20 protein-coding genes and 3 pseudogenes are annotated in these 24,784 nt (G+C 71.5%); 12 read left to right on the top strand and 11 right to left on the bottom strand.

Annotated features, from left to right (window positions below):
- Positions 1-235 precede the first annotated feature (235 nt).
- The gene (locus ACSUPV_RS03395) at positions 236-1,672 is read left to right on the top strand and encodes an aldehyde dehydrogenase family protein (RefSeq protein ID WP_037764487.1); all 1,437 of its coding nucleotides are present in this window, start codon (positions 236-238) and stop codon (positions 1,670-1,672) included.
- A 43-nt stretch (positions 1,673-1,715) separates the two neighbouring features.
- Here ACSUPV_RS03395 and trxA read toward each other — a convergent pair whose 3' ends face one another.
- Entirely contained in the window at positions 1,716-2,105 is a 390-nt protein-coding gene (trxA, locus tag ACSUPV_RS03390) for a thioredoxin (protein ID WP_031115558.1), read from the bottom strand.
- A gap of 119 nt (positions 2,106-2,224) precedes the next feature.
- Between trxA and ACSUPV_RS03385 the strand changes: the two genes are divergently transcribed.
- Positions 2,225-3,655: a dihydrolipoyl dehydrogenase family protein gene (locus ACSUPV_RS03385; RefSeq protein WP_436946879.1), complete on the top strand. Its 1,431-nt coding sequence runs from the start codon at positions 2,225-2,227 to the stop codon at positions 3,653-3,655.
- 1 nt (position 3,656) lies between these two features.
- Here the strand turns inward: ACSUPV_RS03385 and ACSUPV_RS03380 are convergent, their stop codons facing one another.
- A complete protein-coding gene (locus tag ACSUPV_RS03380; RefSeq protein ID WP_436946878.1) occupies positions 3,657-5,240 on the bottom strand; it encodes an ABC-F family ATP-binding cassette domain-containing protein in 1,584 nt (527 codons plus the stop codon).
- A 156-nt stretch (positions 5,241-5,396) separates the two neighbouring features.
- Positions 5,397-6,041: a peptide deformylase gene (locus ACSUPV_RS03375; protein WP_031115554.1), complete on the bottom strand. Its 645-nt coding sequence runs from the start codon at positions 6,039-6,041 to the stop codon at positions 5,397-5,399.
- A 133-nt stretch (positions 6,042-6,174) separates the two neighbouring features.
- On the opposite strand from ACSUPV_RS03375, the gene ACSUPV_RS03370 reads away from it, so the two are divergent.
- The gene (locus tag ACSUPV_RS03370; protein WP_436946877.1) at positions 6,175-7,584 is read left to right on the top strand and encodes a PepSY-associated TM helix domain-containing protein; all 1,410 of its coding nucleotides are present in this window, start codon (positions 6,175-6,177) and stop codon (positions 7,582-7,584) included.
- Between the two features lie 113 nt (positions 7,585-7,697).
- Here ACSUPV_RS03370 and ACSUPV_RS03365 read toward each other — a convergent pair whose 3' ends face one another.
- Entirely contained in the window at positions 7,698-8,057 is a 360-nt protein-coding gene (locus tag ACSUPV_RS03365) for a tetratricopeptide repeat protein (RefSeq protein ID WP_031115552.1), read from the bottom strand.
- A 200-nt stretch (positions 8,058-8,257) separates the two neighbouring features.
- Between ACSUPV_RS03365 and ACSUPV_RS03360 the strand changes: the two are divergent.
- From ACSUPV_RS03360 to ACSUPV_RS03340, 5 genes and pseudogenes are all read left to right on the top strand, one after another.
- Positions 8,258-8,338 (top strand): annotated as a pseudogene (locus ACSUPV_RS03360) (MarR family transcriptional regulator); the annotation flags it as partial.
- Between the two features lie 78 nt (positions 8,339-8,416).
- Complete coding sequence (locus tag ACSUPV_RS03355; protein ID WP_031115550.1) at positions 8,417-9,382, top strand: pirin family protein; 966 nt, start codon at positions 8,417-8,419, stop codon at positions 9,380-9,382.
- Between the two features lie 34 nt (positions 9,383-9,416).
- Entirely contained in the window at positions 9,417-9,797 is a 381-nt protein-coding gene (locus ACSUPV_RS03350; protein WP_436946876.1) for a hypothetical protein, read from the top strand.
- A gap of 198 nt (positions 9,798-9,995) precedes the next feature.
- Complete coding sequence (locus ACSUPV_RS03345; protein ID WP_436946875.1) at positions 9,996-10,418, top strand: hypothetical protein; 423 nt, start codon at positions 9,996-9,998, stop codon at positions 10,416-10,418.
- A gap of 334 nt (positions 10,419-10,752) precedes the next feature.
- Positions 10,753-11,160, top strand: a complete 408-nt coding sequence (locus ACSUPV_RS03340) for a hypothetical protein (protein ID WP_382608998.1) — start codon at positions 10,753-10,755, stop codon at positions 11,158-11,160.
- 402 nt (positions 11,161-11,562) lie between these two features.
- Here the strand turns inward: ACSUPV_RS03340 and ACSUPV_RS03335 are convergent, their stop codons facing one another.
- The 4 genes and pseudogenes from ACSUPV_RS03335 to ACSUPV_RS03320 form a co-directional block, all read right to left on the bottom strand.
- Positions 11,563-13,137 carry an oleate hydratase gene (locus ACSUPV_RS03335; RefSeq protein WP_436946874.1) on the bottom strand — a complete coding sequence of 525 codons (1,575 nt, stop codon included), beginning with the start codon at positions 13,135-13,137 and terminating at the stop codon, positions 11,563-11,565.
- 202 nt (positions 13,138-13,339) lie between these two features.
- On the bottom strand, positions 13,340-13,762 hold the full coding sequence (locus tag ACSUPV_RS03330) for a hypothetical protein (protein WP_436946873.1): 423 nt from the start codon (positions 13,760-13,762) through the stop codon (positions 13,340-13,342).
- A 43-nt stretch (positions 13,763-13,805) separates the two neighbouring features.
- Positions 13,806-15,020 carry a globin domain-containing protein gene (locus ACSUPV_RS03325; RefSeq protein WP_359786011.1) on the bottom strand — a complete coding sequence of 405 codons (1,215 nt, stop codon included), beginning with the start codon at positions 15,018-15,020 and terminating at the stop codon, positions 13,806-13,808.
- 295 nt (positions 15,021-15,315) lie between these two features.
- Positions 15,316-17,048, bottom strand: a pseudogene (locus ACSUPV_RS03320) (SulP family inorganic anion transporter).
- Between the two features lie 185 nt (positions 17,049-17,233).
- On the opposite strand from ACSUPV_RS03320, the gene ACSUPV_RS03315 reads away from it, so the two are divergent.
- A complete protein-coding gene (locus ACSUPV_RS03315) occupies positions 17,234-18,130 on the top strand; it encodes a universal stress protein (RefSeq protein ID WP_436946872.1) in 897 nt (298 codons plus the stop codon).
- Positions 18,131-18,160: 30 nt separating this feature from the next.
- Entirely contained in the window at positions 18,161-19,069 is a 909-nt protein-coding gene (locus tag ACSUPV_RS03310) for a universal stress protein (RefSeq protein WP_359786018.1), read from the top strand.
- 16 nt (positions 19,070-19,085) lie between these two features.
- On the opposite strand, the gene ppk2 is transcribed toward ACSUPV_RS03310, so the two are convergent.
- From ppk2 to ACSUPV_RS03295, 3 genes are read right to left on the bottom strand one after another with little or no spacing between them, the layout of a single operon-like run.
- A complete protein-coding gene (gene ppk2 / locus ACSUPV_RS03305) occupies positions 19,086-19,889 on the bottom strand; it encodes a polyphosphate kinase 2 (RefSeq protein WP_436946871.1) in 804 nt (267 codons plus the stop codon).
- A gap of 45 nt (positions 19,890-19,934) precedes the next feature.
- Positions 19,935-20,696: a CBS domain-containing protein gene (locus ACSUPV_RS03300; RefSeq protein WP_359786235.1), complete on the bottom strand. Its 762-nt coding sequence runs from the start codon at positions 20,694-20,696 to the stop codon at positions 19,935-19,937.
- Between the two features lie 43 nt (positions 20,697-20,739).
- The gene (locus ACSUPV_RS03295) at positions 20,740-21,204 is read right to left on the bottom strand and encodes a Crp/Fnr family transcriptional regulator (RefSeq protein ID WP_436946870.1); all 465 of its coding nucleotides are present in this window, start codon (positions 21,202-21,204) and stop codon (positions 20,740-20,742) included.
- A gap of 201 nt (positions 21,205-21,405) precedes the next feature.
- Here ACSUPV_RS03295 and ACSUPV_RS03290 point away from each other — a divergent pair, with 201 nt between their 5' ends.
- On the top strand, positions 21,406-22,329 hold the full coding sequence (locus ACSUPV_RS03290; protein ID WP_436946869.1) for a carbamate kinase: 924 nt from the start codon (positions 21,406-21,408) through the stop codon (positions 22,327-22,329).
- Positions 22,330-23,902: 1,573 nt separating this feature from the next.
- Positions 23,903-24,665, top strand: a pseudogene (locus ACSUPV_RS03285) (NAD(P)-dependent oxidoreductase); the annotation flags it as partial.
- Positions 24,666-24,784 lie beyond the last annotated feature (119 nt).

Raw genomic sequence — 24,784 nt, 5'->3', positions numbered from 1 at the left:
GGCGGACCGCTCCCGTGCGTACGGTCGACAAGCGGGGGACGGTTCGCCCCGCCCCTCGCGCCACACGGCTAGGATGTTGCATGCTCAACAAAATGGGGGCGCCTTCGCAGGCGGGCCGCGGCACGCACGGCCGCGCCCGCTCCGCGCGTCCCGCCATGTGACCGCCGAACCGGCCGCGCACGCACGGGACTTCCGCCCACCCGTCAGCCGGTGACCGATCGATCGGAGAGCCGTCATGCCGTTGCTCGACACCAGGACCTGGCAGCCCCACCCCCTCGCGGGCCCCGGGTACAGCGTCACCGAGCCCGCCACCGGCCAAGCCCTCGCCGCCCTCACCCTCGCCACCCCCGAGGACGTGGGGGCCGCCGCCGGGCGGGCCGCGGCCGCCCAGCGCGCCTGGGCCCGCGCCCCGCACTTCGCCCGCGCCGCCGTGCTCCGCAAGGCGGGCGACCTGTTCACCGAGCACGCCGACGAACTGCGCGCGTGGCTCGTCCGCGAATCCGGCTCGGTCCCCGGCAAGGCCGACTTCGAGCTGCACGTCGCCGCCCAGGAGTGCTACGAGGCCGCCGCGCTCGCCTCCCGCCCGGCCGGCCAGGTCCTGCCCAGCGAGGCCCCGCGCCTGTCGTACACGCGCCGCGTCCCGGTCGGCGTGGTGGGTGTGATCTCCCCGTTCAACGCCCCGCTGATCCTGTCCATCCGCTCCGTCGCGCCCGCCCTGGCGCTGGGCAACGCGGTGCTGCTCAAGCCGGACCCGCGCACGGCCGTCTGCGGAGGGCTGTCCCTCGCCGCGGTCTTCGCCGCCGCCGGCCTGCCGCAGGACCTGCTGCACGTCCTCCCCGGCGGCCCGGACGCCGGTCAGGCCCTGGTCGCCGACCCGCGCGTGCCGGTCATCTCCTTCACCGGCTCCACCGCCGCCGGACGGGCGGTCGGAGAGGCGGCCGGCCGTCACCTCAAGCGGGCGCACCTGGAGCTGGGCGGCAACTCGGCCATGATCGTGCTGGAGGACGCCGACCTCGACGCGGTGATCTCCACCGCCGCCTGGGGCTCGTTCTTCCACCAGGGCCAGATCTGCATGACGACCGGACGCCACCTGGTGCACGCGTCCCTCTACGACGAGTACGTCGCACGGCTGGCCGCGAAGGCCGACTCGCTCGCCGTCGGCGACCCGTACCGCGACCAGGTCCACCTGGGCCCCATCATCGACTCCGGCCAGCTCGCCAAGATCAGCGGCCTGGTCGAGTCCAGCAGGGCCGCGGGCGCCAAGCTCGCCGCGGGCGGCACCCATGACCGGCTGTTCTACCGGCCGACGGTCCTCGCCGACGTCGGCGACCACACCCCGGCCTACGCCGAGGAGGTCTTCGGCCCCGTGGCGCCCGTCCGGCCCTTCACCACCGCCGACGAGGCGGCGGCGCTGGCCGCGCAGAGCCCGTACGGCCTCTCCCTGGGCATCGTCACCAGCGATACGGCCCGGGGCCTCGACCTCGCCGAGCGCATCCCGACCGGCATCGTCCACATCAACGACCAGACGGTGAACGACGAGGCCGTGGCGCCCTTCGGCGGAGTCGCCGCCTCCGGCACCGGCGCCCGCTTCGGCGGCGAGGCCAACCTGGAGGCCTTCACCGAACTGCGCTGGACGACGGTGCGCGGGGACGTCGCTCCCTACCCCTACTAGGGGCTCGCCTCGGGGGCGGGCGTGTCACCCGCCCCCGGCTCCGTCACTGGCCCTGCTGCTGGGCCTGCTGGGACTGCTGCTCGGCGATCGCCTTGCGGACCTCGTCCATGTCCAGGTTCCGGGCCTGTCCGATGACGTCCGTCAGCGCGGCCTCGGGCAGGGCGCCCGGCTGCGCGAACACGGCGACCTGGTCACGGACGATCATCAGCGTCGGGATCGACTGGATACCGAAGGCCGCGGCCAGCTCAGGCTGCGCCTCGGTGTCCACCTTGCCGAACACCAGGTCCGGGTTCTCCTCCGCCGCCTTCTCGTACACCGGGGCGAACTGCTTGCACGGCCCGCACCAGGACGCCCAGAAGTCGATCAGGACGAACTCGTTGTCCGTGACCGTCTGGTCGAAGTTCTCCTTGGTGAGCTCCACGGTGCTGCTCATGGCGTAAATCCCTCTTCCTGGTGTGGGGTCAAGCCGTCGGCACAACACGGCCGACCGGACACGTATTCCGCGCCCCTACCCATGTGGCCAGTGCGCACACCACCCACCAGACTGACCCCATGACGGAAACGGAAACCAACACGTACGACGTCGTGGTGCTCGGGGCCGGGCCCGTGGGGGAGAACGTCGCCGACCGCACCCGCGCCGCCGGACTGACCACCGCGGTCGTGGAGAACGAGCTCGTCGGCGGCGAGTGTTCCTACTGGGCGTGCATGCCCAGCAAGGCCCTGCTGCGGCCGGTCATCGCCCGCGCGGACGCCCGCCGCGTGCCGGGCCTGAGCCAGTCGGTGCAGGGCCCCCTCGACGCCGCCGCGGTCCTCGCCCACCGCGACTACTACACCTCCCACTGGAAGGACGACGGCCAGGTCGGCTGGCTCGACTCCATCGGCGCCGACCTCCACCGCGGCCACGGGCGGCTCACCGGACCCCGCACGGTGACGGTCACCGGCCCCGACGGAGGCGAGACGGTCCTGACCGCCCGGCACGCCGTCGCCGTCTGCACCGGCAGCCGCGCCGCCCTGCCCGGGCTGCCCGGACTGGACGAGATCCGCCCCTGGACCAGCCGGGAGGCCACCAGCGCCAAGACCGTGCCCGGCCGGCTGATCGTCGTCGGCGGGGGCGTGGTCGCCACCGAGATGGCCACCGTCTGGCAGGCCCTCGGTTCGAAGGTCACCCTGCTCGTCCGCGGCAAGGGCCTGCTCGCCCGGATGGAGCCCTTCGCCGGGGAACTGGTCGCCGAGGCCCTCACCGAGGCGGGCGCGGACGTCCGGACCGGCACGTCGGTGGAGTCGGTGACCCGCGAGAACGGCACCGTCGTCGCCGTCACCGACAAGGGCGACCGCGTCGAGGCCGACGAGATCCTCTTCGCCACCGGCCGCGCCGCGCGCACCGACGACATCGGCCTGGAGGCCATCGGCCTGGAACCCGGCTCCTGGCTCGACGTCGACGACAGCCTCCGCGTCACCGGCCACGACTGGCTCTACGCGGTCGGCGACGTCAACCAGCGCGCCCTGCTCACCCACCAGGGCAAGTACCAGGCCCGCATCGCGGGCGCCGCCATCGCCGCGCGGGCGACCGGGGAGACCCTCCTCGCCCAGCCGTGGGGCGCCCACGCGGCGACCGCCGACCACGCCGCCGTCCCCCAGGTCGTCTTCACCGACCCGGAGGCGGCGGCCGTCGGCCTGTCCCTCGCCGAGGCCGAGCAGGCAGGCCACCGGGTCAAGGCCGTCGACGTCGACCTGTCCTCCGTCGCGGGCGCCGGCCTGTACGCCGACGGCTACAAGGGCCGCGCCCGCATGGTCGTCGACGTCGAGGACGAGATCCTGCGCGGCGTGACCCTCGTCGGCCCCGGTGTCGGCGAGCTCATCCACTCCGCGACGATCGCCGTCGCCGGGCAGGTCCCGGTCAGCCGCCTGTGGCACGCCGTCCCCTCCTATCCGACGATCAGCGAGGTGTGGCTGCGGCTGCTGGAGTCCTACCGGGACAGCTGAGTCAGGAGGACACCAGCTCCAGGTACTCCTCGTCCCACAGGTCCTCGTCCGCGTCCGGCAGCAGCAGGACGCGGTCCGGGCGCAGCGCCCGGATGGCGCCCTCGTCGTGCGTGACCATGACGATCGCGCCCGGATAGGTGCCCACCGCGGCCAGGACCTCGGCGCGGGAGGCCGGGTCCAGGTTGTTGGTGGGCTCGTCCAGGAGCAGGACGTTCGCGCCCGAGTGCACCAGACCCGCCAGGGCCAGACGCGTCTTCTCACCGCCGGAGAGGACACCGACGCGCTTGCCGGCGTCGTCCCCGGTGAACAGGAAGGAGCCGAGGACCCGGCGGACCTCGCCGTCGGTGAGGTGCGGGGCGGCACCCGCCAGGTGCCCGCGGACCGTCGACTCCGGGTCCAGGGTGTCGTGTTCCTGGGCGAAGTAGCCGAGGCGCAGCCCGTGCCCGTGGACCACCCGGCCACCGTCGGGTGCGTCCTGGCCGGCGAGGATCCGCAACAGGGTCGTCTTCCCGGCGCCGTTCGGCCCGAGCACCACCAGCCGGCTGCCCCGGTCGACGGCGAGATCGACGCCGCGCAGCACCCGCCGCCCGCCGTACGACCTGGTCAGGCTCACCGCGCCGAGCGGGATCCGGCCGCAGGGCGCAGGCTCGGGCAGCCGGATCCTGGCGGTCTTCTCGGCGCGCCGGGCCGGTTCGAGGTCCGCGAGCATACGGTCCGCGCGGCGCGCCATGTTCCGCGCGGCCACCGCGGTCGCCACCCGGGCCCGCATCTTGTCGGCCTGGGCGTGCAGGGCGGCCGCCTTGCGCTCGGCGTTGGCCCGCTCGCGGGTCCGCCGCCGGTCGTCGGCCTCCCGCCGTTCGAGGTACGTGTCCCAGCCGGTGTTGTGGATGTCGAGCGCCGCCCGCCCCGGGTCGAGGTGGAAGACCCGGTTCACCGTGGCGGCCAGCAGGGACGTGTCGTGGCTGATCATCACCAAGCCGCCCTGATGGTTCGTCAGGAACCCGCGCAGCCAGGCGATCGAGGCCGCGTCGAGGTGGTTCGTCGGCTCGTCCAGCAGCAGGGTGCCGTGCCCGGCGAACAGGATCCGGGACAGCTCCACGCGACGGCGCTGCCCGCCGGACAGCGCGCTGAGCGGCCGGTCCGTCAGCTCCGTCGGCAGGCCGAGACCGGCGGCGACCCGGGCGGCCTCCGCCTCGGCCGCGTATCCGCCGCGCGACTGGAACTCGGCCTCGGCGCGCACATAGGCGCGCATCGAGCGCTCCGTCCCGTCGGCCAACGCGGCCTCCGCGCGGCGCAGCGCCCGTACGGCCCGGTCCAGGCCGCGCGCGGACAGGATCCGGTCGGTGACGGTGACCGACTGGTCGGCCGCGCGCGAGTCCTGCGGGAGATGGCCCACGTCGCCGGTGCGGACGACGGTGCCGGCGGCGGGCTGCAGGACTCCCGCCAGGATGTGCAGCAGGGTCGTCTTCCCGGCGCCGTTGCGCCCCACCAGGCCGACGCGGTCGCCGGGGGAGACATGGAAGGAGACGCCGGACAGCAGCAGACGCGCGCCCACGCGCACGTCGACATCACGAACGGTGATCATGAGAGAACGCTCCGAACAAGCAAGAGGACACACGGGTGGCGTGAAAGCGGGTCCTCGGCTAGGAAATTCGGGGCGTAGACATGCGGCCACGGTAAGGGAAGCACCGCGCCGGACGCCTCCGATTTTTTCGTCTCTTCTCGTCCCTACGGCTCGTCCTCACGGCAGGGGAAAGCCGAGGGCCCGTGCCGCCTCCTGCGGCGTCGGCTGCGCCCAGCGCTCCGCCACCGCCTGGTGGGACGAGAGCGAACGCGACTCGGCCCGGTCCAGGTACAGCACGCCGTCCAGATGGTCCGTCTCGTGCTGCACGATCCGCGCGGGCCACCCCGTGAACACCTCGTCCAGCGCGCGCCCGTGCTCGTCCTGCCCGGTCAGCCGCACCGCGGCGGGCCGCGCCACCACCGCCTGCCACCCCGGCACACTCAGACAGCCCTCGAAGAACGCGGCCCGCGCGGCACCGACGGGCTCGTAGGCCGGATTGATCAGCACCCGGAACGGCTGCGGCACCCGCCCGCGCGCCACCCGCACCTCCTCCGGCACCGGAGCCGGATCCTCGATCACCGCGATCCTGAGCTCCACACCGACCTGCGGCGCCGCCAGCCCGACCCCCGGCGCCGCGCGCATGGTGACCCGCAGGGCCTCGACGAACCGGGCCAGCAGCGCGGGGTCCAGCTGGCCGTCGTACGGCTCGGTGCCGCGCCGCAGCACCGGGTCCCCGGCCGTGACGATGGTCAACGGCCCGTCGGCGGCGAGGAGTTCCTCGACCCGCTCGGACAGGGGTGCGCGATCGCTCGGAGTTCCCATCGCGTCAGGATGACACGGCCCCCTCCCCCCTCGCGTGGCGCAGGTCACACACCCCCGTCGGGAACTGGATGCCCCTCCGCCCCGACTACTGCACCGCAACGGCCACGAAGACGTCCCCCGGAGAAGCCCGCCGATGACCACCGCTCCCTCGACCACCACGGACGAGGCCCCGCCACCAGCCACCCCGGCACCGCAGAAGAACAGCTGGGCCCCGCTGCGTCCCCTCGTCCTCCGCCTGCACTTCTACGCAGGGGTGCTGGTGGCGCCGTTCCTCCTCGTCGCCGCCGTCACCGGCCTGCTGTACGCCGCCTCCTTCCAGGCCGAGAAGATCGTCTACGACCGCGAACTGACCGTCCCCGTCGGCGAGCGGAAGCTGCCGATCGGTGAGCAGGTGGCCGCCGCCCGCGAGGCCCACCCCGAGGGCACGGTCACGGCCGTACGCCCCTCACCCGAGGACGACGCGACGACCAGGGTGCTGGTGTCCGGTGTCCCGGGCGTCGACGAGGACCACACGCTCGCCGTCTTCGTCGACCCGTACACCGCGAAGGTGCGGGGCACCCTCGAACAGTACGGCGCGACCGGCGCGCTGCCCCTGCGCACCTGGATCGACGAGTTCCACCGGGACCTCCACCTCGGCGAACCGGGGCGCCTGTACAGCGAGTTGGCGGCCAGCTGGCTGTCAGTGATCACGGCCGGAGGGCTGGTGCTGTGGTTCTCCCGGCGCCGTGCCCTGCGCGCGGTGCGGGGGACGAAGGGGCGGCGCCGCACGCTCGGACTGCACGGCGGCGTCGGCGTGTGGGCGGCGGCCGGGTTCTTCTTCCTCTCGGCGACCGGGCTGACCTGGTCGGCCCACGCCGGGGCCTCCATCGACGAGCTGCGGACCTCGCTGGGCCAGGCCACCCCGTCGGTGTCGGCCGCGGCGGGCGGCGAACACGCCGGTCACGGCTCCGCCGCCGGGCAGGCGGGGGACGCGGCGCACGGCGTGGGCCTGGACAAGGTCCTGGCGGCGGCGCGGGCCGAGGGCCTCGGCGATCCGGTGGAGATCGTGCCGCCCGCCGACGCGAACTCGGCGTACGTCGTCAAGCAGGTCCAGCGCAGCTGGCCCGAGAAGCAGGACTCCGTCGCGATCGACCCGGGCAGCGGCGAGGTCACGGACGTCCTGCGGTTCGCCGACTACCCGGTGCTCGCCAAGCTCACCCGGTGGGGCATCGACCTGCACACCGGCAGCCTGTTCGGCCTGGCCAACCAGATCGCCCTGATGCTGCTCGCGCTCTGCCTGATCCTGCTGATCGTCTGGGGCTACCGCATGTGGTGGCAGCGTGGCCGGGCCACCGCCTTCGGCCGGCCGATTCCACGCGGCGCCTGGCAGCAGGTGCCGCCGCAGATCCTGGTGCCGCTGCTGGCCGTGACCGCCGTACTCGGGTACTTCCTGCCCTTGTTCGGCATCCCGCTGGCGGCGTTCCTCGCGGTCGACATCCTGCTGGGCGAGATCGCCCACCGGCGGGGACGGCGCTCGTACGGGCCCGGGACCCCCGCGCAGTAGCGGACCCGCCGACACGCGGGTACCCCGCACCACAGGTGCCCCGAAACACTGGCACCCCGAAACACAGGTGCCCCGACTCGCCGCGAGCCGGGGCACCTTCGCTCCGATGGCGGTCAGAGCTGCTCGAAGTCACCCGCCAGCGCCGAGGCGATCCGCAAGTGCGACTCCGCCTCCTCGTGCCGGTTCTGCCGCTGGAGCGTGCGGCCGAGCATCAGCCGGGCGTAGTGCTCGACCGGGTCCTGTTCGACGATCGTCCGCAACTCGGCCTCGGCGCGCCGCAGTTGCGCCGAGTGGTAGTAGGAGCGCGCCAGCAGCAGGCGCGGCCCGGTCTGCTCGGGCGCCTCCTCGACCAGCCCGACCAGGACACGCGCGGCGGCGGCGTAGTCCTTGGCGTCGAAGAACAGCCGCGCGCGCTCCCAGCGCTCCGCCGGTGTCCCGTGGGCGTAGTACGTCTCGTCGTAGGTCGTGTTCACGGGTGACCTCCTTCGAGGCCGACAACCGAGCCCGTTGGTTCAATATTCCACTACCCGACGAGGGCGATCAACCCGTCGACCACGTCGCTCACCTCGGCCGCGTCGGTCTTCAGCGCACCGGTGACACCGTCGACGAGCCGCTCCCGCTCGATCGATCCGTCGGCGAGCGTCTCCGCTCGCGTCGCAGAGGAAAACAGTTCGACCGCGCGGTGGCGCCGCTGGGGCTCACCCACACGCAGTACGCGCTGGTGGCCTCCCTGTACGGCATGCAGCGCAAGGGCGCATGCGGCGCGGCCCGCGGCCCGGATGACGGGCGGACGCGCTGACGCGGGACCCGCCGCCGGACTAGGTTGGGCGCCATGAGCAATCTTGAGCGCGAGGCGGCTCCCTCCCTGTGCGGTGGCCGTGGCTTCGTGGTGGCGGAGCCCGTGCGTGAACTCCTCAGCCCCCGCCACGTCAAGCTGGGCGAGTCCAGCGAGGTCCGCCGACTGCTGCCCAACCTCGGCCGCCGGATGGTCGGAGCCTGGTGCTTCATCGACCACTACGGCCCCGACGACATCGCCGACGAACCCGGCATGCAGGTGCCGCCGCACCCCCACATGGGCCTGCAGACGGTGAGCTGGCTGCACGAGGGCGAGGTGCTGCACCGCGACTCCACCGGCAGCCTCCAGACGATCCGTCCGCGCGAACTGGGCCTGATGACCTCCGGCCGGGCGATCAGCCACTCCGAGGAGAGCCCCCGCTCGCACGCGCGTTTCCTGCACGGTGCGCAGCTGTGGGTCGCCCTGCCGGACAGCCACCGCCACACCGACCCGCGCTTCGAACACCACGCCGACCTGCCGGTCGTCACCGCGCCCGGCATCAAGGCGACCCTGATCCTCGGCGACCTCGACGGCGCGAGGTCGCCCGGCACGGCGTACACGCCCCTCGTCGGCGCCGACATCGCCCTGAGCCGTGGCGCGGATGTACGCCTGCCCCTGGAACCCGACTTCGAGTACGCCGTCCTGTCCATGTCCGGCGAGGCTCATGTGGACGGCGTCCCGGTCCTGCCCGGCTCGATGCTCTACCTCGGCTGCGGCCGCGGCGAACTGCCCCTGCGGGCGGAGTCGGACGCGGGCCTGATGCTCCTGGGAGGCGAGCCGTTCGAAGAGGAGCTGATCATGTTCTGGAACTGGATCGGACGGTCGCAGGAGGAGATCGTACAGGCTCGTCAGGACTGGATGGAAGGGTCGAGATTCGGGGTGGTGAAGGGGTATGACGGGGATCCGCTGTCGGCCCCCGAGCTGCCGCAGACACCCCTCAAACCACGAGGAAGAGTCCGCTGAACTGCGCGTCACCCCGCCCGTGTCCCGGCCATGGATGACCGCCAGCGGAAATCAGAACTCGAAGATCATCATGGCGGCGGGTCCGGTCACCATGACGAGCAAGCCACAGCTGCCCGTGGCCGACATCCCCAAGGCGGAACTCGATGTCGTACGCCTGGCCTGGGCGGACCTTGACTGGCGTGACGAGAGAGTGCGGACGGCAGACAAGGCCATCGACCGGCTCAACGGGGACGGACCTCCACTGGCCGTTGTCGCTGGACCGCCTGGATACGGCAAGCGCACCGCCGGGATCAGAGCCCTGCGGGAGGTCTCCAGGGCGGCGCAGAGCGGCCGTGACACGCCGTTGCAGCTCCGGGAGATCCGGCCCGACTGGGAGAGGCCCCGGTTCTCCCGACATTTCGATGCTCCCGGATGATCCGGGCACTGGCTACCTGCTGGACGTGGCAGCGGAGATCGGTTCCTGGCAGAACCCCGTCAATGTCGCCGAGCAGCTGGTGAGTTACGCGGAGGTTCACCGAGAAGTCTGCAGACAGCGCTCGGCACGTTCCAGCAGTGGCATTCCGACGTACAGAACGTCTTCAAGGAGACGGAAGACAACCCGGACGACCGAGCCTTGCTCATCTCGGCTCTGTTCCTCAACAACAAGGACGCGCTGACCATCCAGGACGGGGCTCGGGCTCTGCTGGCCGAGCCTCGGGAGACGAGCGTACGGAAGATCCTGACCGGTCCCGACCTGACCACCCGGCTCGAGCGCTTGGGAGCGAAGGTCATCGGGCGGACCGTCGCCCTCGATCACAAGCCCGGATACGCCGGTGCAGTGCTGCTTCGCCTGTGGCAGCAGCGCGCCGACATCCATCCGCCGCTGCTGAGCTGGCTCGACACGATCACCTCGCCCAGGGAGCCGGGCGCAGACCGGCTGGCGGCCATCAGCGACCTTCTGGTCGAACTTGCGGTCGCGGAGAACGACATCCGCGTCGTCAAGCAAATCACGCCTGGATCGACCACGGCGACAACAGTGCCGCACACCGCAAACTGATCGCCGGCGTCCTCACGGTGGCCGCCGAAGCGGACACTCTGGACCCGCCGGTCGACCCGTACGTCCTGCAGGTCATGTTGGCAGCGGCCGAGCAGAAGAAGGACATCAAGGAAGCACTCGTAGAGGGCTGGAGCGTTGCTCTTCGAAGTCCGTCTGCGCAGTGCGTGTCCCGGAATCGGATTCACCGCCCGGATCACTGCCACGGTCCTCACCGAGCCGCCTTACTCGGAGGCCGACGAAGCACCTCTCCCGACCGCGCCGACTGCCGACCGACACACCCGTCGAGTTCAAGGCCGAGCTGACGCTTGATCTGTTGCCGGACGACCGGGCAGCCGTGGCCGAGCTGCTCGCCGCGCAGCGCCGACAGGCCGTGACGGACGTCCTGCGCCGGCAGAAGACCGAAGCATTGGCCGCTGAACTGGCGGATCCCGCCGCCGTTCTGGTGCGGTGGGCCGACCAGGAGGGCATCGACTGGGCCATCCTCTCCGCGGTTGCCGACGGCGTGGGCAAGGTCGCGGAGGTGTTCGCCCGGTATCGCCCGGAGGACGAGCGCACCGTCGAGCATGAGGCTGTGGAAGTGCTGCGCGAGTTCCTCGGTAGTTTCCCGGAGCCCTCCCAGAAACGCATGCTCTACACGCTCCTGGCCGCCGGCATGGACAGCGCGCAGCGACCGCGGCATGCCGCGAAGGCCCAGGCTTTGCTCAACGGGCACACCGTGGTGGACCCGGCGGGCGGGTCATGAGGAGCCGATCGGGCTGTCCCTCGGTCGAGAGCACGGTGGCGACGTGAGCACCTCCATCCTGCGATGGCTGCTCTCGCCGCGGACGAGTTGGCATGCGTGGCAGCTGGCGCGGGCCAGTCGGGGCAACCTCTCCTTCGACACGGCCTGGCGGCGAGCCCGACTCGAGCGGCACCCTGACGAGATGCCCTATCAGCAGCACGGCCACCTCCCAGCGAGCGGCAGGGTCGAGGGCCCGACTGTGCGCCGGAGGTGAGTCCCGGGAAAACGGGTTGTCCCCGGATCGCAGCCTGGTCGGCCAGGGGGCAGGCGCTTGCACTTGCCCGATGCCAAGCCGCCGCTCCACAGGTCCCGGAGTTCGCCCCCGGGCTTGGTCGGTCGTACGTGGACTGATCAAGCCCCGGGTCATCGGCGGTGCATCGTTTCCAGTGCGGCGGCCAGGACGTGGGGATCGTGATGGCCCTTGTAGACCGCCGGCGGCTGCGTGTCGAGCTTGAGGAGCTGGGCCACGGCCTTCCAGGCGGTGCGGACGGAGTAGTCGACGGTGAAGACGACGTCGTCGGGCACCTCGGCGAACTGGCCGATGAAGGCGAGGTTGATCGAGCCGTAGGGTACGACCTTGGGGCGGTCGTCGCGGCGACGGACCAGGAACTGGCTCGTGAGGTACGGCATGAGGCAGGGCACGACGGTGGAGGTCTCCAGGACCCGGGCTGTCGTCGGCTCGTCGAAGGGAAGATGGTGCAGGATCTCTTCGAGGATCTCCCGGCCGGAGCACATCGTCATCGGCTTGGGGGTGTGGTTGCCGGCGCGGCCGGGGTGCAGGGCGTAGCCCCACCAGACCGAGACGCCCTCGGGCTGGTCGCGGTAGACGGGCTGGCGGGGCGCGACGATGGTGAGCAGCCAGTGGGAGTCGGTGAAGGTCATCAGTCCGCCCCGGCCGGTCTCGCGGCCGCTGAACCTCGCCAGTGCGTCGAGGAAGGCGGGGTCCTGGGCCGTGACCGTGAACGACTCCCCACGGGATTCCCTGACGTGCTTGTCGAAGGCGTCCGGGTTGCCGAAGTCGTCGCGGCCCCTGGACAGCCGGTGCCAGAGCAGCCAGGCGTCCGAGTTCCGGCGAGGGGGCGGCGGAGCGGTGAAGTGGGAGCCGACGCTGTTGGAGTCGGTCATGGAGCCGTTGGTGACCAGGACCAGGTCGTCGGGGGCCACGTCGATCTGTTCGTCACGGCCGTTCCGCGTCAAGTAGATGCGCTTGACCGTCGTCGACCGGTGCCCCGGCGCGAAGGCGAGGTCGGTGACGTGGCAGCGGGTGTGGACGGTGACGCCCCGTTCGCGCAGCCAGGCGGCCAGGGGGCGCACGAGGGAGTCGTACTGGTTGTAGCGGGTGCCGTAGGTGCTCGTCATGGAGGCGAACTGGGGAGCCAGGTGGATGAAGCGCCTGAGGTAGCGGCGGAACTCGATCGCGCTGTGCCAGGGCTGGAAGGCGAAGGTGGTGCACCACAGGCACCAGAAGGTCGTGGTGAAGAAGTGTTCGGTGAAGCAGTCGGTGATCCGCTTGCCGTCCAGGTGCCCCTCGGGAGTCACAAGGCAGCGGACAAGATCCAGGCGGTCGCGCTCGGAGAACCCCATCGAGCGCACGTCGACGATCTTTCCGTCGCCGTTCACGAGGCGTGCGATGTCGTCCCAGGCGAACTCCTTGTGCCCGGCGAGGATCTCCTGTGTCACGGACACTGCGGGGTCGTCGAGGGAGGGGATGCCGGACAGCAGGTCGAACGTGCAGCGGTACTCGGCCTCGAACATCCGCCCGCCGCGCATGGTGTAGCCGGCATCAGCCGTGCCGCCCGCGTCCAGGCTGCCGCCGATGTTCCGCTGCTCCTCGAAGAGGTGGATGTCCGCTCCCTCGAAACCGCCGTCGCGGATCAGGAACGTGGCCGCGGCGAGCGCCGCGATCCCGCTGCCCACCACATACGCCTTCGCCATCACAACTCCTCGTTCTCGCCTGCCGACTGGGAGGCCGTCACCTCACGGTGTCCTGCACAGGCAGGCTCCGTCAGTGGGCCGTTGGTCACTGCTCTGGTCCGCATGGCCCGCTCGTCGGCTTCCGCGGTGTCCGCGTGCGGGCGTGGGGCGAGGCAGAGGCCCGGTCGGTGAGCTGCCACCGACCGGGCCCGCACTCACCGCGGGCTCACGCCGGGCGAGCCTCCGCCGACCTGCCGATGCCTTCTGCAGGACGTGGGGTCGGGTTGCCGCCACGCCACGGCGGTGCCGGTGTGTGGTGGCCGTGGTGTCCGGGGCGGGCGGCCTTGTCGGTCTGGCGGCGCAGCCGGTCCTGGAGCTGGTCGACCAGCTCGCGGCCGGTGGCCGCCTCGGCGAGGACGACCACCTCGCGCCTGCCGACGTGCAGGGCCGCCGTGGCCGACCAGGGACGGTCCGCGTGGTGGGCGGCCGCTCGCGTGATGCGCACCTCGCCGGTGGCGGCGGGCAGTCCCGGCCGGCCCACGACGGCGTCGGTCTTCGTGCGGGCGTAGGCCAGCGTCTCCTCGTCCACCTCGCCGACCGAACGCAGCAGTACGGTGGGAATGGCGCTTTGGGCGTCCTTGCCGGTCATTCCATTTCCTTTCCTGGAAGTGCGGTGGGATGTCCGACGCCGGTCAGGCCGTCGGCTCGGGCAGCCACAGGTCGGGGCCGAAGATCTCGTAGCGGATGCGCCGCGCCGGAATCCCCGCGCGTAGCAGCTGTGCGCGGACGTCTCGCATGAACGGCAGCGGGCCGCACAGAAACACCGTGGCGTCGCCGGGCAGTTCGACCCCGTCGAGGTTCATCAGACCGGCGCGGGCGTCGGGCTCCTCCTGGTCCGGCCGCTCGTACCAGAACACGGCGCGGGCCTGCGGCAGTTGCTCGACGAGCCGACGGGTCTCGGTGCGCAGGGCGTGGTCCGCGGGAGAGCGGTCGGCGTGCAGGACCAGCACCGGCCGGGCCGATGCGAGCGTGGCGAGGTGGGCCAGCATGCCCGTCATGGGGGTGCAGCCGATGCCTGCCGAGACAAGGACGACCGGGGTGGTGGCGTCGGCCGGGTCGTCGAGGACGACGTCGCCGAAGGGCGCGGAGAGCGTCAGCCCGTCGCCCTCGCGCACGTGGTGGTGCAGCAGGTCGGAGACCTCGCCGTCCGGCGCGCCGTCCGTGCCGGCGACCCGTTTGACGGTGATGCGCCGCAGATCCCCGCCCGGGTCGGAGGACAGGCTGTACTGGCGGAGTTGGTGCACTCCGTCGGGCATGCGCAGGCGCACGCTGACGTACTGGCCCGCCTGTGCGCGCGGTGCGGCTTCGCCGTCGGCGGGGCGGAGCAGGAAGGACACCACGTCCGGTGTCTCGGCGCGGCGTTCGACGACCGTCCACTGCCGCCAGATCCGGCCGGGCTGGAGGCCGGCGTCCTGGTAGAGGCGGGCCTCCTGGGCGATCAAGGCGCCGGCCATCAGCCAGTACACCTCGTCCCAGGCGGCCGCCACCTCCGGGGTGATCGCATCGCCGAGGACCTCGGCTATCGCGCCGAACAGGTACTTGTGGACGATCGTGTACTGGTCCTCGGTGACCCCGACAGCGACGTGTTTGTGCGCGATGCGGCTCAGCAGGGCGTCGGGGCGAACGTCCGGCTGGTCGAGCAGCGCGGTCGCGAAGCCGGCGATCGAGCCGGCGAGGGCGCGGCGCTGTGCTCCGCTGGCCTGGTTGCCGCGGTTGAACATCCCGTCGAGCAGTTCCGGCCGGTCGCGGAACATCGCGCCGTAGAAGCGGGTGGTGATCTCGTCGAGTGCGCCGGCCACGGCGGGCAGGGTGGCACGGACGACGGCGGCGGATTCTGCGGACAGCATGAGGACTCCCAGGCTGGTGGGGTGAGGTGAGGTGGGCGCCGCGACCCAAGGGGCGACCGTCTTCTGTGTAGCAGGCACCGGACCGCGTTTCGGCGGCGCTGCGCGAAGAGGGGCCGAACGGCCCCATCGATTCGGGCACAGCGGCCCCACAGGCCCCACCCGGGCCGGGCCGGATGGTGCGGGCGCGGCCTCCCCCCGGCCCTGTCCGGCGCTGCGGTGGACGGTACCGAGCGACGACGGCGTCCGCGGGCACGCCACCAGCAGCCGTATCGCCGAGCGTGGGTCCGGGGACGCCCTACTGGTCGCGGCGCCACTCCCGGTACGCGGCCACAGCCGTTGGCAAGGTGGGGAAGATCCGCTCGGTGCCGACGGTGTCCGCGAGTCCGTACGCGGTCAGGTCGTGCAGCAGGTCCTGTTTGACTCGGGCGAGGGTGAAGACGATGCCGCGGTCGGTGAGTTCGCGACGGAGTGCGTCGACGGCGTCCAGGGCGGTGATGTCGACCTCGACGTTGGCCTCGGCGTTGAGGACGAACCAGCGGACCGGGCTGGTCTGTTCGTCGACCGCGGTCAGGGCCCGGTGTCGAAGTCATCGGCGTTGGCGAAGAACAGCGGGGAGTCGTAGCGGTAGACCAGCAGGCCGGGGATGGTGCGGGCCTCGGGGTAGTCGTCGATGTCGTGCATGCCGGGAACTCCGGGTACCAGGCCCTGGACGGCGTCGTGCGGGCGGGCCACTCGGGTCAGCAGCTCGGCCACCGACAGACCGACCGCCACGAGTACGCCGTACAGGATGTCCAGGGCCAGGACTCCGGCGAGGCAGCCGAGCGCCAGCAGCAGCTCCCGGCGCCGGAAGGATGCCAGCCGCCGGAAGCCCGCCAGGTCGATCATGCGGACCGCCGCGTAGACGACGAGGGCGCCCAGGACGGCCTTCGGGGTGCGGGTCAGCAGGGGGCTGAGGAAGACCAGCACGGCCAGGACGGCCGCGCCGGCGACCAGTGAGTATGCCTGGCTGCGGGCGCCCGCGGAGGAGGCCAGCGCGGTGCGGCTGGCGCTGCTGCTGACCGGGAAGCCGTGCAGCGCGCCCGCGCCGAAGTTGGCCGCGCCCAGTGCGAGGAACTCCTGATCGGCGTCGAGCGCGTTCCTTTCCGGGTCCGTGTCCGCGCGGCGGTCGGCGAAGGCTCGTGCGGTGAGGATGAAGTCGGTGTAGCCGACGAGCAGGACGCCCAGCGCGGGCAGCGCCAGGTGCGGCAGTTCGGCCAGGTCCGGCAGGGCGAGCCCGGGCAGGCCGGCCGGGACGTCGCCGCTCGTCTTGAGGCCGTACCGGTCGTCGAGCCCGAAGGCCGCCACCGCCGCGGTGGCGAGTACCACGGTCAGCAGGGGACCCGGCACAGCGCGGACGTACCGGGCGGCGGCGAAGAGGAAGGCCAGCGCGGCGGCGGAGAAGACGATGGTGGCCGGATGGGCGTCCGGCAGGTTCCCGACGAACGACCACAGCTGCGGCAGGAACGTGGAGCCCGTGGTGTCGACGCCGGTGAGTTTGGGCAGCTGGTCCACCGTCATGATCAGCGCCACTCCCGCCAGATAGCCGATGAGTACCGGCCGGGACAGCAGATCCGCCAGGAAGCCGAGCCGCGTCGCCCAGGCCACTACGCACAGCAGGCCGACCACGATCGCGAGCGTGGCCGCCATCGCCGCGTAGCGGGCTGGGTCTCCCGCGGCGAGCGGGCCGACCACCGTCGCCGTCATGAGCGCGGTCGTGGACTCCGGGCCGACGGAGAGGAGCCGCGAGGACCCCAACAGGGCGTAGACGACGAGCGCGGGCAGGATCGCCCACAGCCCGGCAACCGGTGGTAGCCCGGCCACGCCCGCGTATGCCATCACCTGGGGCACGAGGTACGCGGCCACCGTCACTCCGGCCAGTACGTCGCCCTTCAGCCATGAGCGCCGGTAGCCGACGAGCGTGCCGAGCCCAGGCGTCAGACGGCGCCAACCGCACCATCGCGGGGAACGGTCGCCCGAACTGCGGGACATGGTCCTCCCTCTGACGAGTGGTCCACAGCATCCACCGGGCCTACGGGCCTTGCGTAGAGGGCCGTTGGGCCACTCCGTGCCGCCGCCTGCAGGGCCCACTGGCCCCGGTTGGGGACTTGCGGCCCCTGCACCACCGGCCTCGGCGCCGCCACGCTGGCATTCGACCCCGGATGAGGAGGCGGAACATGATCCGCAGTGTCGTCGTAGGTATCGATGGATCGGCCGAGAGCCGTGCCGCGGCAGAGTGGGCGGCCCGCGAGGCGAAGCGGCGCTTCCTGCCGCTCAAGCTGGTCCACGTGTGGGAGGCGACCCCGGAGCCTATGGCCCTGGCGCAGCTCCTCGGTGCCGAGATGCAGCAGCGGTGGAGCGAGCGCAGCGAGATGGGGGTGTCCCCGGCCGAAGGCTGGAGGAGCGTCCTGCGCGAGGTGGTCGAAGGGCTCAAGACGCGTCACCCCGGCTTGGATGTGTCGGTGGAGCAGGTCTCCGGCCGACCCGCCGAGATGCTGACCGATGCGGCGAAGGATGCCGAGCTGCTGGTCCTCGGCTCCCGAGGACTGAGCGGCATCGGCGGATTCCTCGTCGGTTCCGTGGGCCAGGCCGTCGTGGCGCACACCGAGCAGCCCGTCGTCCTGGTGCGTGCCGGTGAGCAGGCCTTCGGCGGGCCCGTCGTCCTCGGGCTCGACACCGACCACCCCGACGACACGGTGATCGCCTATGCCTTCGAGGCGGCCGCCCGCCGTGTCACACCCCTGCGGGTCGTCCACGCCTGGAACCTTCCGCCGTACTTCGCCTACGGCCTGCCCGCCGACCCCGAGCTCAACGCCGCGCTGGGCAAGCAGGACGCCGCCGCGCTGTCCGAGGTGCTGCACCGCTGGAAGGAGAAGTACCCGGCCGTCCAGGTCATCGAGGAGTCCCTTCCCGGCAGTGCGGCCGTTCACCTGGTCGAGGCATCCCGCGAGGCGTCCCTGGTCGTCGTGGGCCGCCGGATCCGCCGCCGCCCGCTCGGTGCCCACATCGGCCCCGTCACGCACGCCGTGCTGCACCACGCCACCGCCCCCGTCGCCGTCGTCGCGCACGACTGACGCCCCGGAACCCGAACGGGAGAAACGACCATGAACGAGGTACACGACGGCACCATGGAACTCCCCCTGGTCGTGGGCGTGGACGGCTCCGAGCCGAGCCTGCGGGCTGTCGACTGGGCGGCGGACGAGGCCGTCCTGCGCGAGGTGCCGTTACGGCTGGTTCACGCCTCGTTGTGGGAGTGGTACGAGGGCGCCGCGCCGGCCGAGGACCTCGGGAAGCCGTCCGAGAAGGTGCTGGCCGACGGCATCGTCGACGGGGCCGCCGGGCGGGCACGCGCCCGGCAACCGGACCTGAAGGTGTCCACCGAGGTGCTGGCCGAGGAGCCGCAGTACGCGCTGGTGCGGGAGGGACGCCATGCCTCCGCGCTGGTCCTGGGCAGCCGAGGGCGCGGCGGCATCGCCGAGCTGCTGCTCGGTTCCGTCAGCCTGACCGTGGCCGCCTACGCCACCTGCCCGGTGATCGTGCTGCGCGGCCGCCAGGGCAAGCAGGCCGAGACGGTGACGCACGGGCGGATCCTGCTCGGCGTCGGCGAGGAGGCGCACGGTCCGGCGGCCGTTCGGTTCGCCTTCGAAGAGGCACAGCGGCGCGGGGCCGTGCTGGAGGCCGTACGGGCCTGGCGGTGCCCCGCGCACGAAAGCACCGGCCACCCCCTGCTGGTGGTCGAGCCCGCCCGCCTGCACGAGCAGCGGGCCGCCGAGACGCTTCAGGCCGCGCTGGACGACGTGGCGGCAGACTATCCGTCAGTGGAGGTGCGCCGGCGCACCGTCGAGGGGCCCGCCCGCAAGGCGCTGCTCGACGCGTCGGCCACCGCTGACCTCGTGGTCGTCGCGGCCCGGCGGCAGAAGCAGACCTTCGGGCTCCAGCTCGGGCGCGTCGCCCACACGCTGCTGCACCACTCCGCTTGCCCGGTCGCCGTCGTCCCGCAGCAGCGGAGTTGACACGACGGCGACCGGCTCAGAGGCCCGCCGCGTGATCGGGGACGTAGGTCTGCAGATCGCGCGGCGGCCGCACATACCCGGTCGACGGCGGGCGCGGCGGCAGGTCGAGCACCGGGGGCGGCACCTCGTGGTACGGCACGGTGCTCAGCAGCTGCGCGATCATGTTCAGCCGGGCGCGCCGCTTGTCGTCGCTCTCGACGACGTACCACGGCGCCTCGGCGATGTCGGTGTGCACGAGCATCTCGTCCTTGGCCCGGGAGTACGCCTCCCAGCGGGTGATCGACTCCAGATCCATGGGCGAGAGCTTCCAGCGCCGCGTCGGATCCGTGAGCCGACGCCGGAACCGTTCCTCCTGCACCTCGTCGCTCACCGAGAACCAGTACTTGCGCAGCAGGATCCCGTCCTCCACCAGCATCCGCTCGAAGATCGGACACTGGCGAAGGAAGAGCTGGTGCTCCTCCTTAGTGCAGAAGCCCATCACGTGCTCGACACCGGCGCGGTTGTACCAGCTCCGGTCGAACAGCACGATCTCACCGGCGGCGGGCAGGTGCTCGACGTAGCGCTGGAAGTACCACTGGGTGCGCTCGCGCTCGGTGGGCTTCGGCAGGGCCACGATCCGGGCGACGCGGGGGTTGAGGTGCTCGGCGACCCGCTTGATGGTGCCGCCCTTGCCGGCTGCGTCCCGGCCCTCGAAGACGACGACCAGGCGGGCGCCCTCCGCGCGCACCCACTCCTGCAGCTTGACCAACTCCGTCTGCAGGCGCAGCAGTTCCTTCTCGTACGTCTTGCGCGGCAGCGTCGCCGCCTGTTCGCCGGACATTCGGCCTCCATCGCCTGGTGACCCTGCGGGGCTCCGGGCAGCACGCTACGGCAGCGCGCCCCTGCCTGCTGCGGACGACTCACCGCTGCCGTTCGGGACGGGTCCCAACGGCCAGGTGCTCTCGCCGTGACCTGACGGTGCCGCCGTCGACTCGGAGAAACTGGTTCGCTCGGAGAGGTCGAACTCCGCGTCCACGACCCCCTCGACGGCACGGATCAGACGTGCGGCCACCGGCACCAGGGCCGTGTCCCGGATCCGGCCGCTGAGCGTCACGACCCCTTCCTGCACCGCCACGCGCACGGCTGACGTCGGAGAGGGGAAGAGGTACGCCACGACCTCCCGGCGGACCTCCTCGGCGATGTCCTCGTCGTCGCGCAGGAACACCTTCAGCAGGTCCGTGCGGCTGACGATGCCCTGCAGCATGCCCAACTCGTCGACGACCGGCAGCCGCTTGACCTTGGCGTACGCCATGGTCCGCGCGGCCTGAGCGAGCGTCGTGTCGGCTTGGACGGTGAGGGCCGGTGAGGTCATCAGCTCCCCGGCGGTCACTCCGCCGGCCTTGGCGAGGTCCGTCAGCCGCTGGAGCTGGGTGTGCCGGTCGGGGTCGCTGTCGCGGAACTCCTCCTTGGGCAGCAGGTCGGCCTCGGAGACGACGCCGACGACCCGGCCCTCGCCCTCCAGGACGGGCAGGGCGCTGACCTTCCAGTCGTGCATCATCCGCACGATCTCCTTGAAGGCGGCGCCGCGGCCGATGGCGGCGACGGTATGCGTCATCACATCGCTGACGATGTGCGGGGTGCCGTGCATCATCCCTCCCTGGTAGCTGTCGTGCTTCGAGTCGTGGCCGCGGTCAGAGGAGGCTGCCGCTGCCATAGGGGGCGTACAGGTCCAGCAACCTGGTGCGGGCCGAGCGCAGCCGGTGGGCCAGAACGCCGCCTACCCACTGGGCGACGCTTGCGCCGAGCGCGGGGTCGTCCTGGCACATCGAGCGGATCGTGGTGGCGTCGAACTCGTACGCGCGCACCGGGCTGGTCGCTTCGGCCCCCAGGTGCCAGACATGTGGGGCGAACAGCCATGACCAGCCGATGAGTTCGTTGGGCCGGAGGGTCTCGATGACCGCGGCGCGCCGCCCCGGCACATGCATGTCGAGGTCGACGGAGCCGGTACGGATGATCCAGAACCGGTCGGCGCGGCCCCCTTCCTCGAAGAGGCGGGTGCCCTGGGGGAAGGACACCTCCCGGCCGAAGCGCATCAGCCGCTGCCGGTGCTCGGACGGCAGCGCCTGCAGCATTCCGAGCGTGGGGGGAGCGTTCATGACATGCCTCCAATCAGGGCATACGAACCTTCCACGTACAGCCTGTGCCCGTGCTTGGCATCGGGCGAGGGGCCACTCGGCCCCATGACCGGGCCGCCCGGCACGGCGTCCGGGCCCTTCGGCACCCTGTGCCTGGGCAGGCCCGGAGGATCCGATGGAGACAAGAACCAACCGGATCGTGGCCCCTGGAGGCTTCACGTCATGCGCATCGTCATCGCGCTCGGCGGCAACGCCCTGCTCCACCGGGGCGAACGTCCCGACGCTGCTGTGCAGCAAGCGAACATCGACCGGGTGACCACCGCCGTCGCCGCTCTCGCTCTCGAACACGAGATCGTGATCACCCATGGCAACGAGCCGCAGATCGGCCTGCTCGCCATGGAGAGCGCGGCCGCCCCTGTCCTGACCGCCCCCTATCCGCTGGACCTGCTGGGCGCCCAGACCGAGGGTCTGATCGGCTCGCTGCTGGTCCGGGCCCTGCACGACACGCTGCCCGGCCGTAAGATCGCCGCGCTCGTCACCCACACACTGGTCCGGGCCGACGACCCGGCCCTGGCACGGCCCGCAAAGCGCGTCGGCCCGGTGTACCCCCGGGACGTCGCCCGCACGCTCGCGCGAAGGCACGGATGGCACATCGCCAAGGACGCCACCGGGTGGCGCCAGGTCGTCGCCTCACCCGTGCCCGAGGGCATCGTCGAGACGGAGACCATCCACGACCTGCTCACCTGCGGAGCGCTCGTCATCTGCGCCGGCGGCGGAGGCGTACCCGTCACCGCCGACAGCGACACCGGCGCACTGCACGGAGTGGACGCGGTCGTCGACAAGGACCTCAGCGCCGCCCTGCTCGCCGAGGAACTCAAGGCCGACTTCCTGCTCATCCTCACCGACGTCCCATGCGTCTACACCGGTTACGGCACCCACGACCCGCAGCCCGTCCTCGACGCCACGCCCGACGACCTGCGCCGCGCAGGTTTCCCCGCCGACTCCATGGGCCCCAAGACGGAGGCCGCCGCCCGGTTCGTCGAACGCACCGGGGGGCTGGCCGCGATCGGTGCCCTGGACGCGGCGTACGAGATCGTCCACGGGAGATCGGGAACGCTGGTGCGCCCCGATCTGGTCGTGGGCTGAAGTGCAGCCGAAAGGCGTCGGACCGATGGTGGGGGAGAGCACCATGCCATGGCCCTGCCCGGCCCTGCCCATGGGGCGAGGAGGCGAGCCGTCATGCCCAGCAGCGTGGTGGTCGCCCATGGGACAACGAACGGATCGACGGCGCGGATCGCCGAAGCCGTCGCCGCGGTAGTGCAAGGACGGGCTGACAGCCGACGCGCACGCCCGCCGCTTCGTCCGCCGCGATCGGAGCGCCCTGGAAGGACGGCTGCCGTGGTTCTTCAGCGGCGGCCCGCTCGATCCCTCGACCTCGGAGTCGGACGTCCCGCAGGTACCGGGCGGCACAAGGCCATGGTCCGGCTCGGCGTCAGGGAGCGCGTCGCCCTCGGGGTGCCCGGGAGCGCGAAGGGGTGGGTCGCCAGGATGATCCTGCGCAACGGAAAGGGCGGGGGCTTACACGACTTCACGGCGATTGAGGAAGGGAAGGCCCGAATTTCGACGGACCTTCGGGGCGAACTGGGCAGGAACCGGTCCGCTCGCCGAGGTCGGCAGGGCCGCCGGGCTTGCGACTCTCGTGGCATGTGGTTGTGAGAGGACTCGGATCATCGTGGCCACGACTGTCCCATGCCCGCGAGCGTGGCCGCGCCGGCCAGGAAGCTGCTTGAGCACTGGATCTTCGAGATTCAGCGGAGTCGCGACCGTATCTTTGCGCATGGCTTGACGCAGCTGCCACAGTGCTGACGCGTAGCGCGTATACGCCCCCCGGTAGGTTTCCGCTTCAGTGGTCTCACCCGACCCGATGAGGTCACGGATGGTGAGCAGGGACCGGTGAGCACCTTCTGTCGTGCTCACGACGTCTGGCGAAGCCGTGATCAGTAGTCGCTCCCTTTGTGCGAATAAGTCTGCTTCCAGCAGTGCATCGCGGCAGGCATCCCTTCGTTCTGTACCGCTGGCGTCGCCACGGGCGATGCGGCGAAGTTGTTCCAGCCAACGTGGTTAGTGCACCCAATGCTGTGCCAACGAGTGCGGCCCACTCCGTCTGACCCCCAGTCAAATGCGTGGTGCTCACCGCACAACCAGATCGCTGGGTCCAGGTTTCCGGCGTTTTCCTTACGTGCGGCGACGCTCCGCAAGATGCTGTGCTCCGAGGTGAGCCAGGGGGAAGGGGGCATGGGGTGGCTTTGGCGCAACATGGCGCAGGACCTGGAGCATTGGCAACACCTCCCTGCTTCAGGCGCGACCTCTATGCCTGCTTGACAGGTCGACGAGACGAGTTGTCGAACTCACTGATGCATGCTTTGCACAGACGGCCCGGTGCGGACGCTTTCCGAAGGCTGCGAACGGCCGACTCGTGCCGCGCTGGAGGCCGGCCGCACGCGGTGCTGGTTGCGGTCGGCCTGGAGCCAGGTGCGGGCGTGACTGCGGTGACCACAGATGATCGGGGATCTCGCGGACCGGCCGTCCGGCTCGGCGCCCGTGGCCAGGAGCGCGCGGCAGGCTTCGGTGGCGACGGTGAACCCGGGCGGCACCGGCAGGCCCATCCGGGCATCTCGGCGAGGTCGGCGCCCCTTGCCGCCGAGCAGCTCGGACCGACAACAACATCGACCTGACAGCGGCCGAGGAGTTCGGGCTGACGGTGGCCCCGGGTGTCGTACTACTCGCCGTACTCGGTCGCCGAGTTCACGTGGGCGCTGGCGCTCGCCGTGGACCGGCGGATTGTGCGGGCCGCGCACCGCACCCGGGAGTTCGACTTCAGGCTCGACGGGCTGATGGGCCGCGACCTTCGGGGCCGGACGGCCGGCGTGGTGGGAACCGGGAAGATCGGAGCCGCGTTCGCCCGGATCGCCCATGGCTTCGGCATGCGGCTGCTGGGCTGGGACGTCGCCGAGAATCCCGACTGCCTGGCTCTGGGTATGGAGTACGTCGAGCGGGAGCGGCTGTTCGCCGAGGCGGACCTGGTCAGCCTGCACGTGCCGCTGGTGGAAGACACCCACCACCTGGTGGACGCCCGCGCCCTGGCAGCGATGAAGGACGACGCGATCCTGGTCAACTCCAGCCGTGGCGGCCTGGTCGACACCGACGCCCTGCTGGAGACCCTGCGCGCGGGGCGGCTGAGCGGCGTCGGGCTGGATGTGTACGAGGAGGAGGCGGGGGTGTTCTTCCTCGACAAGTCCCTGGACGTGATGACCGACGAGCGCTTCGCCCGGCTGATGACCTTCAACAACGTCCTGGTCACCTCGCACCAGGCGTACTTCACCCGGGACGCCGTCGGTGAGATCGCCGCCACGACCGTGGCGAACATCTCCGACTACTTCGCCGGCCGCACCGGCGACAACACGCTCGTCCGGCCGGGCAATGAGGCGCCCCTCGCGCACCACAAGAGGGACGGTCGGCGCCATCTGAGCAACAGAGGACCTGGCGCATCGTGTTCCGTCGTGCCGCCGGGCTGACACTGGAATCGTCCATTCTGCTGCTG

Origin of the sequence: Streptomyces sp. SudanB52_2052, from assembly GCF_964272415.1 — a bacterium.
Lineage (GTDB): Bacteria > Actinomycetota > Actinomycetes > Streptomycetales > Streptomycetaceae > Streptomyces > Streptomyces olindensis.
Note: the sequence above shows the minus strand (reverse complement) of the source record. Positions and strands in the feature narration are given on the sequence as shown.

What these genes read in the sequence shown, in the direction of transcription:
- ACSUPV_RS03395 (WP_037764487.1), top strand. Translation starts at nt 236, where the DNA reads ATGCCGTTGCTCGACACCAGGACCTGGCAGCCCCACCCCCTCGCGGGC.
- trxA (WP_031115558.1), bottom strand. Translation starts at nt 2,105, where the DNA reads ATGAGCAGCACCGTGGAGCTCACCAAGGAGAACTTCGACCAGACGGTC.
- ACSUPV_RS03385 (WP_436946879.1), top strand. Translation starts at nt 2,225, where the DNA reads ATGACGGAAACGGAAACCAACACGTACGACGTCGTGGTGCTCGGGGCC.
- ACSUPV_RS03380 (WP_436946878.1), bottom strand. Translation starts at nt 5,240, where the DNA reads ATGATCACCGTTCGTGATGTCGACGTGCGCGTGGGCGCGCGTCTGCTG.
- ACSUPV_RS03375 (WP_031115554.1), bottom strand. Translation starts at nt 6,041, where the DNA reads ATGGGAACTCCGAGCGATCGCGCACCCCTGTCCGAGCGGGTCGAGGAA.
- ACSUPV_RS03370 (WP_436946877.1), top strand. Translation starts at nt 6,175, where the DNA reads ATGACCACCGCTCCCTCGACCACCACGGACGAGGCCCCGCCACCAGCC.
- ACSUPV_RS03355 (WP_031115550.1), top strand. Translation starts at nt 8,417, where the DNA reads ATGAGCAATCTTGAGCGCGAGGCGGCTCCCTCCCTGTGCGGTGGCCGT.
- ACSUPV_RS03350 (WP_436946876.1), top strand. Translation starts at nt 9,417, where the DNA reads ATGACCGCCAGCGGAAATCAGAACTCGAAGATCATCATGGCGGCGGGT.
- ACSUPV_RS03330 (WP_436946873.1), bottom strand. Translation starts at nt 13,762, where the DNA reads ATGACCGGCAAGGACGCCCAAAGCGCCATTCCCACCGTACTGCTGCGT.
- ACSUPV_RS03325 (WP_359786011.1), bottom strand. Translation starts at nt 15,020, where the DNA reads ATGCTGTCCGCAGAATCCGCCGCCGTCGTCCGTGCCACCCTGCCCGCC.
- ACSUPV_RS03315 (WP_436946872.1), top strand. Translation starts at nt 17,234, where the DNA reads ATGATCCGCAGTGTCGTCGTAGGTATCGATGGATCGGCCGAGAGCCGT.
- ACSUPV_RS03310 (WP_359786018.1), top strand. Translation starts at nt 18,161, where the DNA reads ATGAACGAGGTACACGACGGCACCATGGAACTCCCCCTGGTCGTGGGC.
- ppk2 (WP_436946871.1), bottom strand. Translation starts at nt 19,889, where the DNA reads ATGTCCGGCGAACAGGCGGCGACGCTGCCGCGCAAGACGTACGAGAAG.
- ACSUPV_RS03300 (WP_359786235.1), bottom strand. Translation starts at nt 20,696, where the DNA reads ATGCACGGCACCCCGCACATCGTCAGCGATGTGATGACGCATACCGTC.
- ACSUPV_RS03295 (WP_436946870.1), bottom strand. Translation starts at nt 21,204, where the DNA reads ATGAACGCTCCCCCCACGCTCGGAATGCTGCAGGCGCTGCCGTCCGAG.
- ACSUPV_RS03290 (WP_436946869.1), top strand. Translation starts at nt 21,406, where the DNA reads ATGCGCATCGTCATCGCGCTCGGCGGCAACGCCCTGCTCCACCGGGGC.